The organism is Providencia sp. PROV109 (assembly GCF_033681625.1).
Lineage (GTDB): Bacteria > Pseudomonadota > Gammaproteobacteria > Enterobacterales > Enterobacteriaceae > Providencia > Providencia hangzhouensis.
The window spans coordinates 4,103,393-4,119,695 of record NZ_CP096320.1; the positions used below are offsets into that span (position 1 = coordinate 4,103,393).

General features: G+C 44.1%; 14 protein-coding genes and 2 tRNA genes. 2 read left to right on the forward strand and 14 right to left on the reverse strand.

Going from position 1 to position 16,303, the window contains the following annotated elements; translation table 11 throughout:
• Positions 1–13 precede the first annotated feature (13 nt).
• Both M1F25_RS18975 and M1F25_RS18980 read left to right on the forward strand, forming a co-directional pair.
• Complete coding sequence (locus tag M1F25_RS18975; RefSeq protein ID WP_094961647.1) at positions 14–283, forward strand: hypothetical protein; 270 nt, start codon at positions 14–16, stop codon at positions 281–283.
• A 15-nt stretch (positions 284–298) separates the two neighbouring features.
• The gene (locus M1F25_RS18980) at positions 299–643 is read left to right on the forward strand and encodes a type II toxin-antitoxin system RelE/ParE family toxin (RefSeq protein WP_181488773.1); all 345 of its coding nucleotides are present in this window, start codon (positions 299–301) and stop codon (positions 641–643) included.
• Positions 644–724: 81 nt separating this feature from the next.
• On the opposite strand, the gene M1F25_RS18985 is transcribed toward M1F25_RS18980, so the two are convergent.
• The 14 genes from M1F25_RS18985 to folP all read right to left on the reverse strand — a co-directional run bounded on the left by M1F25_RS18985 (position 725) and on the right by folP (position 16,249).
• Positions 725–2,626, reverse strand: a complete 1,902-nt coding sequence (locus tag M1F25_RS18985) for a DEAD/DEAH family ATP-dependent RNA helicase (RefSeq protein WP_181488775.1) — start codon at positions 2,624–2,626, stop codon at positions 725–727.
• Positions 2,627–2,796: 170 nt separating this feature from the next.
• Positions 2,797–3,714 (reverse strand): lipoprotein NlpI, encoded by a 918-nt coding sequence (nlpI, locus tag M1F25_RS18990; protein WP_226617020.1) that lies wholly within the window; start codon positions 3,712–3,714, stop codon positions 2,797–2,799.
• Positions 3,715–3,807: 93 nt separating this feature from the next.
• Complete coding sequence (gene pnp, locus M1F25_RS18995) at positions 3,808–5,931, reverse strand: polyribonucleotide nucleotidyltransferase (protein ID WP_094961648.1); 2,124 nt, start codon at positions 5,929–5,931, stop codon at positions 3,808–3,810.
• Positions 5,932–6,334: 403 nt separating this feature from the next.
• Positions 6,335–6,604 (reverse strand): 30S ribosomal protein S15, encoded by a 270-nt coding sequence (rpsO, locus tag M1F25_RS19000; protein ID WP_004905890.1) that lies wholly within the window; start codon positions 6,602–6,604, stop codon positions 6,335–6,337.
• 112 nt (positions 6,605–6,716) lie between these two features.
• Positions 6,717–7,670, reverse strand: a complete 954-nt coding sequence (truB, locus tag M1F25_RS19005) for a tRNA pseudouridine(55) synthase TruB (RefSeq protein ID WP_094961649.1) — start codon at positions 7,668–7,670, stop codon at positions 6,717–6,719.
• The gene (rbfA, locus tag M1F25_RS19010; protein ID WP_144139685.1) at positions 7,670–8,080 is read right to left on the reverse strand and encodes a 30S ribosome-binding factor RbfA; all 411 of its coding nucleotides are present in this window, start codon (positions 8,078–8,080) and stop codon (positions 7,670–7,672) included. The genes truB and rbfA overlap by 1 nt, the downstream gene beginning before the upstream one ends.
• 86 nt (positions 8,081–8,166) lie before the next feature.
• A complete protein-coding gene (gene infB, locus M1F25_RS19015; RefSeq protein WP_094961650.1) occupies positions 8,167–10,905 on the reverse strand; it encodes a translation initiation factor IF-2 in 2,739 nt (912 codons plus the stop codon).
• 23 nt (positions 10,906–10,928) lie between these two features.
• Positions 10,929–12,437: a transcription termination factor NusA gene (nusA, locus tag M1F25_RS19020; protein ID WP_004905898.1), complete on the reverse strand. Its 1,509-nt coding sequence runs from the start codon at positions 12,435–12,437 to the stop codon at positions 10,929–10,931.
• Between the two features lie 23 nt (positions 12,438–12,460).
• Complete coding sequence (gene rimP / locus M1F25_RS19025; RefSeq protein WP_036958775.1) at positions 12,461–12,913, reverse strand: ribosome maturation factor RimP; 453 nt, start codon at positions 12,911–12,913, stop codon at positions 12,461–12,463.
• 252 nt (positions 12,914–13,165) lie between these two features.
• Positions 13,166–13,242 (reverse strand) — tRNA-Met (locus tag M1F25_RS19030).
• Between the two features lie 58 nt (positions 13,243–13,300).
• Positions 13,301–13,390, reverse strand: a tRNA-Leu gene (locus M1F25_RS19035).
• A gap of 115 nt (positions 13,391–13,505) precedes the next feature.
• Complete coding sequence (gene secG / locus M1F25_RS19040) at positions 13,506–13,850, reverse strand: preprotein translocase subunit SecG (RefSeq protein WP_004905902.1); 345 nt, start codon at positions 13,848–13,850, stop codon at positions 13,506–13,508.
• Between the two features lie 220 nt (positions 13,851–14,070).
• Entirely contained in the window at positions 14,071–15,408 is a 1,338-nt protein-coding gene (gene glmM, locus M1F25_RS19045) for a phosphoglucosamine mutase (RefSeq protein WP_004905906.1), read from the reverse strand.
• Between the two features lie 4 nt (positions 15,409–15,412).
• Entirely contained in the window at positions 15,413–16,249 is an 837-nt protein-coding gene (folP, locus tag M1F25_RS19050) for a dihydropteroate synthase (RefSeq protein ID WP_096864330.1), read from the reverse strand.
• Positions 16,250–16,303: the final 54 nt, after the last annotated feature.

Consider the following 16,303-nt stretch of genomic DNA (forward strand, 5'->3'; position numbering starts at 1 on the left):
ATAGGAACAAAATATGTCTAATACAATGTCGCAAAAAGCAGCACGTGAAGGCCTTGGTAACCCTGAGCTCTTTAAGGGCGGCGTTTTTGTAACAAAAAATGGGCAATCTGAGCTGTTTATCCAAACAAGTGAAGAACGTGAAATAGAGCTAAAAGAAAGGGAAAGAGAGCGCCAAGCAAATGCGCTGCTAAAATTGGTGATGGCAGCAAAAGATGATGTTAAAAATAAGAGAACCTTATCACCAGAAGAAGCGCTAGAAAAATTACGTGCAGCAAGAAAATAATGAAAGGAAATTGTGATGGAACAACCCTATACGGTCACCCTCGCAGAAACTGCATTATGGTCACTACAGGATGTAGAATCCTTTAAAATCAATTTTATGAGCAGTGTTCAAGCAGCCGCGTTTGTTAATGAGCTACTTTTATCATCCGTTAGAGCAATATCAGAAGATCCAAAGCGTTATCGCCCAAATCAAATGTTAGCCGATAATGGTCTACTAATTCGGGAGCGAATCGATATAACTAGCCAATATCGTTGTTTATATGAATTTGATATGCAAACAAATAACGTTGTTATCCTACTTTTTATCAGTACAGCACAAGATTTAGAAAAAACGCTTTATCGCTACTACATACTTAGGTAAAAATGGCTAGCAAAAAACCCGCATTTCCAAGAAGTGCGGGTTTTCATTTTATTAGGGAATAACTTCCCTAAAACCTAGCAATTACGCGTTATGGCTGCTGCTACGACGACGAGGTGCTGCATTAGTACCATCTTGACGTGGAGCAGAGTTACCACGGTCACGGTTACCACCGCCACGACGCTCACCGCCACGGTCATTACGACGACCTGCACCAAAGCCACCTTCGCTGCCGCCATCACGACGACCACCACCACGACGCTCACCACCGCCGCGACGTTCGAACGGTTGTGCATCACCGATCAGCTGCATTTGAGTTGGTTTATTCAAAATGCGTGCGCGACTTAAATGAGTTAACACGTCAGTTGGCATGCCTTTTGGTAATTCAATTGTCGAGTGCGTTCCGTACAATTTGATATTACCGATATAACGGCTGCTGATATCCGCTTCGTTAGCAATCGCACCAACAATGTGACGAACTTCCACACCATCATCACGGCCAACTTCAATACGGTACATTTCCATATCACCGACATCACGACGCTCACGACGTCCGCCACGCTCACCACGTTCTGCACGGTCAAAACCATTGCCGTTGCTGTTGCGGCGATCACCACGGCGATCATCACGGTCGTTAAACTCACGACGCGGACGACGTGGCGCATCTGGTGGCAGGATCAGAGCACGTTCACCTTGTGCCATTTTCAGTAATGCTGCGGCTAAAGTTTCCATATCTACATCTTCTGATGGAGACATTTTTGCTAACAGTGAACGATATTGGTCTAAATCGCTGCTTTCTAATTGCTGTTGAATTTTCTCAGCAAATTTCGCCTGACGACGTTGGCTCAACAGATCTGCATCTGGTAATTCAACTTCAGGAATAGTCAGTTTCATCGTACGTTCAACGTTACGTAGCAGACGGCGTTCACGGTTCTCAACAAACAGTAACGCACGGCCCGCACGACCCGCACGGCCTGTACGGCCAATACGGTGAACGTAAGACTCGGCATCCATTGGGATGTCATAGTTAACAACTAAACTAATACGCTCAACGTCCAAACCACGCGCTGCAACGTCAGTTGCGATCAAGATATCTAAACGACCATCTTTTAAGCGCTCTAAAGTTTGCTCACGCAGTGCTTGGTTCATGTCACCATTTAGTGCAGCACTGTTGTAGCCATTGCGTTCTAACGCTTCAGCCACTTCTAATGTTGCATTTTTGGTACGCACGAAAATAATTGCTGCATCAAAGTCTTCTGCTTCTAAGAAACGCACTAACGCTTCATTTTTACGCATACCGTACACTGTCCAATAGCTCTGAGCAATGTCTGGACGGGTTGTAATGCTAGCCTGAATACGAATTTCTTTCGGGTCTTTCATAAAACGACGTGTAATACGACGAATTGGCTCAGGCATTGTTGCAGAGAACAGCGCAGTTTGGTGCTCAGCTGGAATTTGGCTCATGATGTTTTCAACATCTTCAATGAAGCCCATACGCAGCATTTCATCAGCTTCGTCTAAGACTAAGCCTTTTAATTTAGAAAGATCTAACGTGCCACGTTTTAAGTGATCAAGAAGGCGGCCTGGTGTACCCACAACAATTTGTGGTCCTTGGCGCAGTGCACGTAATTGTACGTCATAACGTTGACCACCATACAGGGCAACAACGTTAACGCGGTTCATATGTTTAGAGAAATCACTCATTGCTTCCGCTACCTGAACAGCCAACTCACGAGTTGGAGCAAGTACTAAAATTTGCGGAGCTTTTAAATCTGGGTCGATGTTATGCAGTAATGGCAAACTAAATGCAGCAGTTTTACCGCTACCTGTTTGTGCCATACCTAATACATCGTTGCCATCCATTAACAATGGAATACATTGCTGTTGGATTGGTGATGGTTTTTCATATCCCAGGTCATTTAGTGCTGTCAAAATAGATGCTGATAAACCTAACTCAGCAAAAGAAATATCGGTCTCAGTAGTCATGTAAAGGTGCCTCATACATAATGGCAGCCAGTTTACATAACCATGCGAAAATCATTTCGGTCATTTTCATTTAAAATGTGAACTGGCTCAAATTGTGTTTATTAAACGAACAAATAGGCCGTCACCCCGAGGGATGATGACTTAAAAATTTATCATGAAATGTTCGTCAGCTATTGCTGGCCCGATTCTAAAAGGTCGTCTTGTTCTTGGCCTAACAGCGCCAATTCCAACAATGCATAGCGGTGTTCAACAAAGCTGTGAGCGTTGTTAGCTACCGTCAGTTTGAATAACGCAACTGCGCTATCCTTATCCCCCAGACTTAGGTAATGCTTACCTAAATAGAAGTTAGTTTCACTGAGATGCTCAGCGAGCGAAGTGTTATCCGTAGATGTTTCTTTCAAACGCTCCATCAATGTATTTTCATTGATATTGCCAAGATAGAATTCTACGATATTCCAGCCCCATTGCCCTTTCTCCGCTTGGTTGTAGCGGGCAGCAAGATTATCTTGCGCCATACGCGGGTCTATGTCTTTCTCTACGAGGTAAAGCCACAGAGTACGAAAAGGATCATTTGGATCTATCTGATAATACGCCAGCAGATCATCCTGCGCTAGTTTGTACCGTTCACCGTAATATAATGCGATGCCACGATTCATTCGCGCGAAATTGTAAGTTGGATCAAGCTCTAAAACAGAATCAAACGCTTCATAGGCAGCATCATAATTGCCTGCCTGCGTAAAATATATCCCTAAAAAATTAAAAACTTCAGGAATATCAGGACGAATGGCTAACGCAGTTGAAAAATCATTACGTGCCAGCGCCCTTAAACCGAGACTATCATACAACACACCGCGCTCATATAAAAGCTGTGCGTATTCATCATCGGTTAAAGACCGACTCGCAAGGATTTGTTCCATACGAGCCAGTATCACTTCTTGTTGCAATGAAGGTTGAAGTGGAACGGCAAATACCTCGTTCTTTCGCCAATCTTTGCTACTACATCCAATAATAACAAAAAAGATAAGCGCCAAGAGCACACGCGGTAACGTGCGATAATCTCTCACCCGAAGACAGATACTGTTCAACATACTCCGCCCTTACATTACCACGCTTTACAAATGATGGTTTCAGCAAATTTAGGCTGATAGCGCCCTAACTTAATAGAGCGCTGTTAAGTCAGCTTACTCTGCTGAGTCCTGCGGTTGTGCACTTGCTTCTTCAGTTGCTACCGCTTCTTTCATGCTAAGACGGATACGGCCCTGACGGTCGATTTCCAATACCTTAACAGGAACTTCTTGACCCATTTGTAGGTAATCAGTCACTTTCTCAACACGTTTGTCCGCGATTTGAGAAATATGAACCAGACCTTCTTTACCGCCGCCAATCGCAACAAATGCACCAAAGTCGACAATACGGGTTACTTTACCTGGGTAAATGCGGCCAACTTCAACTTCTGCTGTGATATCTTCAATACGACGAATTGCTTCTTTCGCTTTAATACCATCAGTTGCTGCAATTTTCACAGTACCGTCATCTTCGATCTCGATAGTCGTGCCTGTTTCTTCCGTTAACGCACGGATCACAGAACCACCTTTACCGATGACATCTTTGATTTTGTCTGGATTGATACGGATAGTGTAAATACGTGGAGCAAATTCAGAGATTTCTTCACGTGGACCATTGATTGCTTGTTCCATCGTACCAAGAATGTGCAAACGCGCACCTTTTGCTTGGTTTAAGGCAACTTGCATGATTTCACGCGTGATCCCTTCAATTTTGATGTCCATTTGCAGTGCACTGATACCTTCACGGCTACCAGCCACTTTAAAGTCCATATCACCTAAGTGGTCTTCGTCACCTAAGATATCAGACAGAACAACGAAATCTTCGCCTTCTTTTACCAGCCCCATTGCAATACCTGCAACAGCGGCTTTAATTGGCACACCAGCATCCATCAGTGCTAATGACGCACCGCAAACTGATGCCATTGATGATGAACCATTGGATTCAGTGATTTCAGACACAACACGTACAGTGTATGGGAAATCTGCGTGGTCAGGCATCACAGCTAACACACCGCGTTTCGCTAAACGGCCGTGACCGATTTCACGACGTTTTGGTGAACCCACCATGCCAGTTTCACCGACAGAGTATGGAGGGAAGTTGTAATGGAATAAGAAACGGTCAGTATATTCGCCCATTAATTGGTCGATAACCTGTGCATCACGCTCTGTACCTAAAGTTGCAGTTACCAGTGCTTGAGTTTCACCACGAGTAAACAACGCAGAACCATGAGTACGTGGCAGAACCCCCGTACGAACGTCCAGTGCACGAACCATATCTTTTTCGCGGCCATCGATACGTGGCTCACCACGGATAACACGGCTACGAACAACTTGTTTTTCTAAGCTTGCTAAAATATCTGCAACTTCAGAAACATCAACGTTTTCGTCTTCAGCAACTAATACTGCAGTGACTTCTTCTTTGATTAAGTCAACCTGCGCGTAGCGCTCTTGTTTCTCAGTGATGCGGTAAGCATCGCCCATACGGCTTTCAGCTAATTGTGCAACACGGTCATGAAGAGCTTGGTTAACTGGCTCTGGCTGCCAATCCCATTTCTCTTTACCAGCTTCTTTCACTAATTCATTGATATTCTGAATAACAACTTGTTGTTGATCGTGGCCAAATACCACTGCACCTAACATTTGCTCTTCGCTCAACAAATCAGCTTCAGATTCAACCATTAATACCGCGTTATCAGTACCTGCAACCACTAAATCCAAACGACTGTTTTTCAGTTCGTCTGCTGTAGGATTCAGAACATATTGGTCATTGATAAAACCAACACGTGCAGCACCGATTGGGCCATTGAATGGAACACCTGACAGCGCTAATACCGCTGATGCACCAATCATCGCAACGATATCTGGGTTAACTTGTGGGTTAACAGATACAACGGTCGCAATGATTTGAATTTCGTTATAAAAACCTTCTGGGAACAGAGGGCGTAGAGGACGGTCGATCAGACGTGCGATTAACGTTTCGCCTTCACCAGGACGACCTTCACGACGGAAGAAACTTCCAGGGATGCGGCCCGCTGCATATGTACGTTCTTGATAGTTAACAGTTAAAGGGAAGAAATCTTGACCTTCTTTCACTTTTTTCTGTGCAACTGCAGTCACGAATACTGCAGTGTCATCCATGTTAACCATAACAGCAGCAGATGCTTGGCGTGCGATCATACCGGTTTCAATCGAAACAGTATGTTGACCGTATTGGAATTTACGAACAATAGGATTTAACACTATATTACCCTTTTTGTAAGGCTACCTGAGATTCTCAGGGAGCATTGGTTTACTCTTCCTACTACAGCCTCGCGACTAATGAGAATACTGATGTTCTAGTGATCAATTCTCTCATTAGCCGCGCGAATCGGATGTAGCGAAGAGGCATTAATAAAAACAACTCACTACGATTTATAGCTTAGCATTTAAGTTAAGTATAATTCGAGTATTACTTCAACTTTCAAAATAACTTTTAGAAGAAAAGGGGCCTCTGGCCCCTTTTCTCTGAAACTGACTCTACTCGTCATACTTCAAGTTGCAACGTTGTTGACTACATTCACTCGTACTAGCCACATACTCATGTATGTACCTAGTAACTCACTCATTTGTCGCCTAGCTGCAACTCAAATTATCTAGAGTAAGATTAGCGGCGCAGACCTAAACGCTCGATAAGAGCAGTGTAACGCGCGATATCTTTACCTTTCAAGTAAGCTTGTAAGCGACGACGCTGAGCAACCATACGCAGCAGACCACGACGGCTGTGGTGATCTTTTTTGTGCTCTGCAAAGTGACTTTGCAGGTGGTTGATTTGTGCAGTCAGCAGAGCGATTTGAACTTCGCTTGAACCAGTGTCATTTTCACCGCGGCCGAACTCAGCAACGATTTTAGCTTTCGCTTCATTACTTAGAGACATAATAAACTCCAAAATGATTAATGTAAGTGATGAGAGCCAATCTCTAATTTAGCATCTCAAGATTAAGCGCCGCTATTCTACGCTGCTTAAGGCAGCAAAGCAATAAGCGCCACTACACGGACTGTTCATTTTCTACAACCAAACGCTTCGGTGCTATACGGCCATCTTCACTCACCAGAGCAATACCGATAAACCGCTGCTCAGCGCCACAAGTGACTCGAACCATACAACCTTCTTCAAGGCCTTGGACTGCGGCTCTCACAGGTTGACCCTGCTTAAAATAAGCCGCTGTTTCCTCTGTAATATTTACAGCTGGAAAATGAACGACTGCCGTATCCATTGGCAACAATAGAGAGTCGAGCAATGACTCAAAAGAACCTTCACCCGCATCTACTTTTTCCCGTAAAGCAGCTAATTGTTCTAATGTTACCATTCGCTCATAAGGGTAATTAGCCACTTGCACTCGACGCAGGTAAATCACATGCGCACCACAGCCTAACATCTCACCTAAATCATCGATAATTGTACGAATATAGGTTCCTTTAGAACAGTGTATCTCCAGTTCTAATTCATTATTTTCTAAACGAATAAACTGCAATTCATACACTGTAATTGGGCGAGCTTCACGCTCAACTGTAATCCCTTTACGCGCATATTCATACAACGGACGACCTTGGTGTTTCAACGCTGAATACATTGAAGGAACTTGTAATGTATCACCACGGAAAAATTCTAAAGCATCATCTAGTTGCTGCTGTGTAAACTCTACGTTACGCTCACTAATAATTTCGCCATGTGAATCTGACGTATCAGTGCGTTGCCCAAGACGTGCAATCACGCGATAACGTTTATCTGAATCGAGTAAAAACTGGGAAAATTTCGTCGCTTCGCCGAGACAAACAGGCAACATACCTGTTGCGAGAGGGTCAAGTGCCCCCGTGTGCCCAGCTTTATTGGCATTAAAAAAGCGCCGCACTTTTTGCAGCGCATCATTTGAAGAAATGTCCGTGGGTTTATCCAGCAGCACTACGCCGTCAATATTACGGCCGCTACGACGACGCCCCATTATTTTTCCTCTTTATCACTAACATCCGCACGACGTTTTTCATCATCGCGGATCACATTTGACACTAAATTAGACATCCGCATACCGTCAACAAGAGAGTTGTCATATTCAAATGTTAACTCAGGAATAATACGCAAACGCATTGCTTTTCCAATTAATGAACGTATAAAGCCTGATGCTTCATTTAATGCTTTAATGCCATCTGTAACCATTTCTTCTTCGCTTTTATCATTAGCGATATTGAAAAAGGTCACAAAAACTTTACCGTATGCGAGATCGCGAGATAACTCGACACCTGAAACGGTAGCCATACCAATACGTGGGTCTTTGATCTCACGTTGTAAGATGATCGCAATTTCTTTTTGCATCTCTTGCGCAACGCGTTGTGCACGACTGAATTCTTTTGCCATCGTTATATCTCCTGACAATAAAGGGGGCAAGCGCCCCCTCATTCATACTGTTTTCTCACCACGACATTTAGTGGGTACTCACAAAATTAACCGTCAATAGAACGTTTAACTTCAATAATTTCGAAAACTTCAATCATATCGCCTACACGAACATCGTTGTAGTTCTTAACGCCGATACCACATTCCATACCGTTACGAACTTCATTGACGTCATCTTTAAAGCGACGTAGTGACTCTAGCTCACCTTCATAAATAACCACGTTATCACGTAATACGCGGATTGGGTTATTACGTTTGATGGTGCCTTCAGTGACCATACAACCAGCAACCGCGCCGAATTTCGGTGATTTAAATACATCACGAACTTCTGCAAGTCCAATAATTTGCTGTTTGTACTCAGGCGCTAACATACCGCTCATAGCTTGTTTGATTTCATCAATTAAGCTATAGATAACAGAGTAGTAGCGTAAGTCAACACTTTCACTTTCAATCACGCGACGAGCAGAAGCATCCGCACGTACATTGAAGCCTAAGATGATAGCATTCGATGCCGCAGCTAATGTTGCGTCAGTTTCAGTGATACCACCTACACCAGAACCGATGATTTTAATTTTAACTTCATCAGTCGACAGCTTCATTAGAGAGTCGGTAATTGCTTCACAAGTACCTTGTACGTCGGTTTTCAGAACGATGTTCAGCTCAGACACTTTACCTTCTTCCATGTTAGCAAACATGTTTTCCAGTTTAGATTTCTGCTGGCGAGCTAATTTAACATCACGGAATTTACCTTGACGATACAAGGCAACTTCACGTGCTTTTTTCTCGTCACGTACAACGGTAGCTTCATCACCCGCTGAAGGTACGTTAGATAAGCCTAAGATCTCAACAGGCATTGAAGGGCCTGCAGACTGAACTTCTTTACCTAATTCGTTACGCATTGCACGAATACGGCCATATTCGAAACCACACAGGACGATATCGCCTTTGTTCAGTGTACCTTCTTGAACTAAGATTGTTGCAACTGGGCCACGACCTTTGTCTAAGTACGACTCAACAACGACACCACTTGCCATGCCTGCATATACCGCTTTCAGTTCTAAAACTTCAGCTTGCAGCAAGATAGCATCGAGCAACTCGTCAATACCGGTACCTTTCTTAGCAGAAACACTGATGAACTGAGTATCACCACCCCAGTCTTCAGAAATAACACCGTACTGAGACAGCTCATTTCTAACGCGGTCTGGGTCAGCTTCTGGTTTATCAATTTTGTTTACTGCAACAACAATTGGTACACCCGCTGCTTTCGCATGCTGAATAGCTTCAATTGTTTGTGGCATAACACCATCGTCTGCAGCAACAACCAGAACAACGATATCCGTTGCCTGAGCACCACGAGCACGCATTGAAGTAAACGCGGCGTGACCTGGGGTATCTAAGAAGGTAATCATACCCTTATCAGTTTGTACGTGGTAAGCACCAATGTGCTGAGTAATACCACCCGCTTCACCTGATGCCACTTTCGTTGAGCGAATGTAGTCAAGTAGAGAGGTTTTACCATGGTCAACGTGACCCATAATGGTCACAACTGGCGCACGTGGCTCTTGAAGTGCAGAACCTGTATCACGGTCATTCATTACCGCTTCTTCTAATTCGTTTTCACGACGCAGAATAACTTTGTGACCCATTTCTTCTGCAACTAACTGTGCAGTTTCTTGGTCAATCACTTGGTTGATAGTCGCCATTGCGCCCATCTTCATCATCGTTTTGATGACTTGAGAACCTTTTACTGCCATTTTATTAGCAAGTTCACCAACAGTGATTGTTTCACCAATCACAACATCACGGTTAACCGCAACTGCTGGTTTAGTAAAGCTTTGTTGTAAAGAACTACCTTTACGTTGCTTACCTTTGCTGCGACCCGAACGGCCTGCGGCACGTTCTTCTTCGCGATCTGCTTTTTCAGAAAGTTTATTACCTTTCTTCTGGCGAGGTGCTTTTGCAGTACGATTACGTGAACGACGGCCTTCTTCTTTCTCATCACTTTCATCTTCAGCTGCACGAGCGTGCGTTGAAGTTGTCGTGTGATAATCGCTGTCTTCTTCAGTTTTCGTTTCAGCAGTCCACTTTTCACCGTTTTCTTCTGCCATTTTGCGTGCTTCTTCAGCTACGCGACGTGCTTCTGCTTCAACTTTGCGCTGAGTTTCTTCTTCAGCTTTACGTTTTAGCTCCGCAGCTTCAGCTTCACGGCGTTGTTTGTCGGCATTACTTTCTACAGCTTTGCCTGGTTTTTGTTGATTTTCGCTTGGTTTCACTTTTTCTCTTTCCGCTGCTTCGCGCGTAGCTTTATCTGCTGCTTCACGTTTTGCTTTCTCTTCGGCTTCACGTTTTGCCTTTTCTTCCGCTTCACGTTTAGCTGTTTCTTCTGCTAATCGTTTTGCTTCTGCTTGACGTTGTGCCAGTTCTTCAGCTTCGCGCTGTGCCTGCTCTTCCGCTTCACGCTGCGCCTGCTCTTCCGCTTTTGCTTCTTCAGCATCACGGTTCACATAAGTGCGTTTTTTGCGGACTTCGACATTTACCGATTTGCTTTTGCCACCGGTGACGGGGACACTCAGCGTACTACGAGTTTTGCGCTGTAGTGTCAATTTGCTTGGCTGACCCGCTACCCCGCCTTGTTCACGGTTTAAATGGCTCAGTAAAGCTTCTTTTTCTGACTGGCTAACAGAGTCATTCTCACCTTTTTTGATCCCTGCTTCAGCAAATTGCTGTACCAGGCGATCAACTGTGGTTTGAATTTCCGTTGCCAATGTTTTTACAGTTTCTGTCATGCCGTTCCTTCCTGCTACAGTGTTTACGCATCGTTACCGAACCAGCAAATATTACGTGCGGCCATGATGAGCGTACCTGCTTTCTCATCATCCAGACCTTCAATATCAATCAGGTCGTCGATGCCCTGCTCAGCAAGATCTTCCAGTGTACAGATTCCACGAGTAGCCAAATTATAGGCAAGAGTACGATCCATACCTTCAAGATTCAATAAATCTTCTGCTGGCTGATTATCACCTAGGCTCTCTTTTTGAGCCAATTCTATTGTGGTGAGGGCCGCTTTCGCTCTTTCACGTAGAACTTCAACAGTCTCTTCGTCAAGACCATCAATTTCCAGAAGTTCATTAATAGGCACGTAAGCCAGTTCTTCTAACGTCGAGAAGCCTTCTTCAACAAGTGCAGTGGCAAACTCTTCATCAATATCAAGATGCTTGGTGAATGTATCAATAGAAGCATGTGCTTCTGCCTGATGTTTTGCATTAAGCTCTTCTGCGGTCATGACATTTAATTCCCATTTGTCATCACCACGGTGTTTTTTCAGTAACTGAGCTGCCAGACGAACGTTTTGACCGTTACGTCCAATGGCTTGTGCCAAATTACTACTTTCTACGGCAACATCCATCGTACATTTGTCTTCATCGACTACGATAGATGCAACATCAGCCGGAGCCATTGCATTAATAACGAATTGAGCTGGGTTATCATCCCATAACACAATATCAATTCTTTCGCCGCCTAATTCACTAGAAACGGCTTGAACACGTGCACCACGCATACCAACACAAGCACCAACTGGGTCGATACGCTTGTCATTAGTTTTAACTGCGATTTTTGCACGAGAGCCTGGGTCACGAGCAGCGGCTTTAATTTCAATAATTTCTTCGCCGATTTCTGGCACTTCAATGCGGAATAATTCAATCAGCATTTCAGGGCGAGAACGCGTAACAAAAAGTTGCGCGCCGCGTGCTTCAGGACGAACATCATACAGGACTCCGCGGATACGGTCACCTGGACGGAAGTTTTCACGTGGCAACATATCTTCACGCAGAATAACGGCTTCCGCGTTATTGCCTAAATCTAACGTGATATTTTCACGATTAACTTTTTTCACCTGAGCAGTGATAATTTCACCTTGTTGCTCACGGAATTGGTCAACAACCATCGCACGTTCTGCTTCGCGCACTTTCTGTACGATAACTTGTTTAGCTGTTTGGGTAGTAATACGGTCGAATACAACAGATTCAATTTGATCTTCGACGTACTCTCCAAGCTGGAGCGCTGGGTCTTCATACTGAGCCGCTTCCAACGTAATTTCACGCGTTGGCATTGTGACTTCTTCCACAATTAACCAACGACGGAACGTGTCGAAATCACCTGATTTACGGTCAATTTCCACACGAACATCAATTTCTTGCTCGTATTTCTTTTTAGTCGCCGTCGCTAATGCAGTTTCCAGAGCCTCGAAGATTTTTTCACGAGGGAGGGATTTTTCGTTAGAAACCGCTTCTACAACAGCCAGAATTTCTTTATTCATCCTAGTTGCCTCATTGAACTTTATTAAAAGTGGGGTACCAAGTTAGCTTTCTGGATGTTGCCGAGGGCGAACACCTCATCCTTACCATCTACAGTAACCGTAATCATTTCACCGTCTATGGCCTTAATAATTCCTTGCCACTTACGGCGGTTCTGCATTGCTATACGCAAAGTCAATGCCACCTCTTCCCCCATAAAACGCTCATAATGCGCAATGGTGAATAATGGACGTTCAAGCCCTGGTGACGATATTTCCAGGTTATAAATGACAGAGATTGGATCTTCAACGTCCAATACTGCACTGACCTGATGGCTGACATCAGCACAATCATCAACAGTGATGCCTTCTTCACTATCAATGAAGACACGCAGTGTTGATGTACGGCCACGGACAAACTCTAAGCCTACAAATTCAAAGCCTAGCGCCTCCACAGGTGCTGAGATCATCTCTGTTAATTTCTGTTCTAATGTGGACAAGCCCACCCCCAGACATAAAAAAAGGGCTATAAAAGCCCAGTTAATTCGATTGTCAAATAACAAAAAACCCCGAAATTCGGGGCTTTATGCAACTGGACCCTGTAGTGCACGGGTTCACCATATTCTTATTATACCTGTAAAATCTAGAGAAATCGATGAGAAATTTTGAGAGCTGTTAGATAACTGCACTTGATTACTACACCGGATAACTACTATAGACCACGATACTGACAAGGTATGTTGAATAAGAAATGGTTGCGGGAGCCGGATTTGAACCGACGACCTTCGGGTTATGAGCCCGACGAGCTACCAAGCTGCTCCATCCCGCGTTCGAAAGCGTGTCATATTCTACACAGATAACCTGTAAATCACAAGCATCTTAAATAATGGTGCCGAGGACGGGACTTGAACCCGTACGCCCGTTTTGTAGGCACTACCACCTCAAGGTAGCGTGTATACCAATTTCACCACCTCGGCACTGAGGCGAGGTTATCAATATTTAATCAATAACCTCAAATTTTAACTTCTTGCTCATCGCTGAGCTTACTACTTAATGATGGCATTAGTTGCCTTCATTCGGAATCTTTCACACTTAACGAGGGATATCGCTCGTTGGTGTAGCTGGTGCTGCCGGAACGTCTGTTGGTTGCTCGACTTTTGTAGGTTCACTAATGTTTTCCCACTTACTACCACTACCAGTTCCGTACTTGTTGGCAGTCATGTTGCCAAGTATTAAACTGATGATGAAAAACACAGCAGCCAAGATTCCAGTCATACGGGTCATGAAGTTACCTGAGCCCGATGAACCAAACAGTGTTGCAGAAGCGCCCGCACCGAATGAAGCTCCCATGTCAGCACCTTTACCTTGCTGTAACATAATCAGACCAATAAGCCCGATAGCCGCTAGCAAGAAAATAATTAAAAGAGCTACATACATTTGAGTTACCTATTCAGTTGCGGTGCATAGCCTAATGCTATGACCTTTATCACTGCACACCTGCTCATTTCGGCCGTAAAGAAACACTCTTACGGGATTGAGCAGGTGCGAATACTAACCAAAGCTGAGCCGACAAGCAAGTCTATTTTAATTCCATTTGATTATTTGCAGAAAAAAACAACAAATTATCAAAATATTGCTCAGCTTCACCAATAACAACTTAGCCAGCTGCTTTTACTGCATCAGCAATATGGTTTGCCATTGCAGTCACATCAGCTTCGTTTTCACCTTCAACCATAACTCGGATTAATGGCTCTGTTCCTGATTTTCTCAGTAATACGCGGCCTTTTCCTGCCAATTGTTTTTCGACTTCTTCGTTCGCTGCAACAACTGCATCACTTTGTAATGGGTCGTGTTGGCCTTTGAAACGTACGTTAACTAGCACTTGTGGTAATAATTTCATACCGCTGCATAAATCATGTAGGCTCATATGGTTACGTACCATAGCGCTTAATACCTGCAAGCCTGCAACAATCCCATCACCGGTGGTCGTTTTATCTAATAAAATCACGTGGCCTGAGTTTTCAGCCCCCATGCGCCAACCTTTTTCCTGTAATTTTTCGAGAACATAGCGGTCGCCCACTTTTGCACGCTCAAAAGGAATTCCTAGCTGTTTTAGGGCGATTTCTAAACCCATATTACTCATTAATGTTCCCACTACCCCACCTTTTAACTGGCCTTGGCGTAGCGCTTCACGAGCAATAATGAAGAGAATTTGGTCACCATCGACTTTTTCACCGAGGTGATCGACCATAATAATGCGGTCACCATCACCATCAAATGCTAAACCGACATGCGCTTTTTCTTCCAAAACTTTTTGTTGTAACTGGCGAACGTCTGTAGCGCCACACTCTTCGTTGATGTTGATTCCGTTAGGATCGCAACCGATAGTGATGACTTCTGCCCCTAACTCACGGAACACATTTGGTGCGATGTGGTAAGTAGCCCCATTAGCACAATCAATGACAATTTTTAAACTTGCAAGGCTTTGTTCGTTCGGGAACGTACCTTTACAAAATTCAATATAACGGCCGGCAGCATCTACAATACGGTTTGCACGACCTAATTCAGCTGACTCAACGCAGGTGATCGGCTTTTCCATTTCAGCTTCAATGGCTTCTTCGACTTCATCAGGCAGCTTAGTCCCATCAATTGAGAAGAATTTAATCCCATTATCATAATATGGGTTATGAGACGCTGAAATAACAATTCCCGCTTCTGCGCGGAAAGTACGTGTTAAATAAGCAACCGCTGGGGTTGGCATTGGACCTGTGAAAGATGCGGATAAACCCGCTGCTGCTAAGCCCGCTTCTAATGAAGATTCCAACATATAGCCAGAAATACGCGTATCTTTACCAATAATAATTTTACGTGAACCATGACGAGCGAGGACTTTCCCTGCCGCCCAGCCTAATTTTAAAACAAAATCAGGGGTAATTGGGCTATCACCCACTTTGCCACGAATACCATCAGTACCAAAATATTTACGGTCGCTCATACGCTTATTTTTCCTTTTCTGACAGAGTCATCTGTACCACTTGCATCGCTTGCACGGTTTCTTTGACATCATGAACTCGAATGATGTGAGCCCCTTGCATCGCAGCAATCACTGCACAAGTTAGGCTGCCTGCGAGGCGTTCTTGTGGTGGAACATTCAATAATTGTCCAATCATAGATTTACGTGACATCCCTGCCAATAGCGGTAGTCCGAAATTATGAAATTGTTCTAAGTTTGCCAATAACTGGTAATTATGCGACAAGTTCTTACCAAAACCAAAGCCTGGATCAAGGATAATTTGTTGCCTCTCTATCCCTGCGCCCACACACCGGGTGATTTCAGCATCAAGATAGTCTTTTACCTCACGCACCACATTTTCATAATTTGGCGCTTCTTGCATCGTTCTTGGCTGGCCTTGCATATGCATAATACAAACGGGTAAACCTGTTTTCGCGGCGACGACTAATGCGTCTGGCTCATGTAGAGAACGAATATCATTGATGATATGCATACCTGCGTTTGCTGCTTCCGCCATGACTTGGGCTTTAGAGGTATCGACTGAAATCCATACATCAAAACGCTGGGCTATTGCTTCAACAACAGGAATAACCCTATCAAGTTCCTCATTCACAGAAACTTCGGCAGCCCCTGGACGGGTAGATTCGCCACCAATATCAATGATAGTCGCACCGTGTTGCACCATTTTTGCCACATGTTCAAGCGCATCATGATAACGATTATGAGTGCCACCATCTGAAAATGAATCAGGAGTGACATTCAAAATCCCCATCACCTTAGGTGTGGATAAGTCAAGGACACTGCCTCTCGCTTTGATTTGCATTGTTATTTTTCCTTAACGAAAAAAACCCCAGCGAACTGGGGTCTTAATATTTTA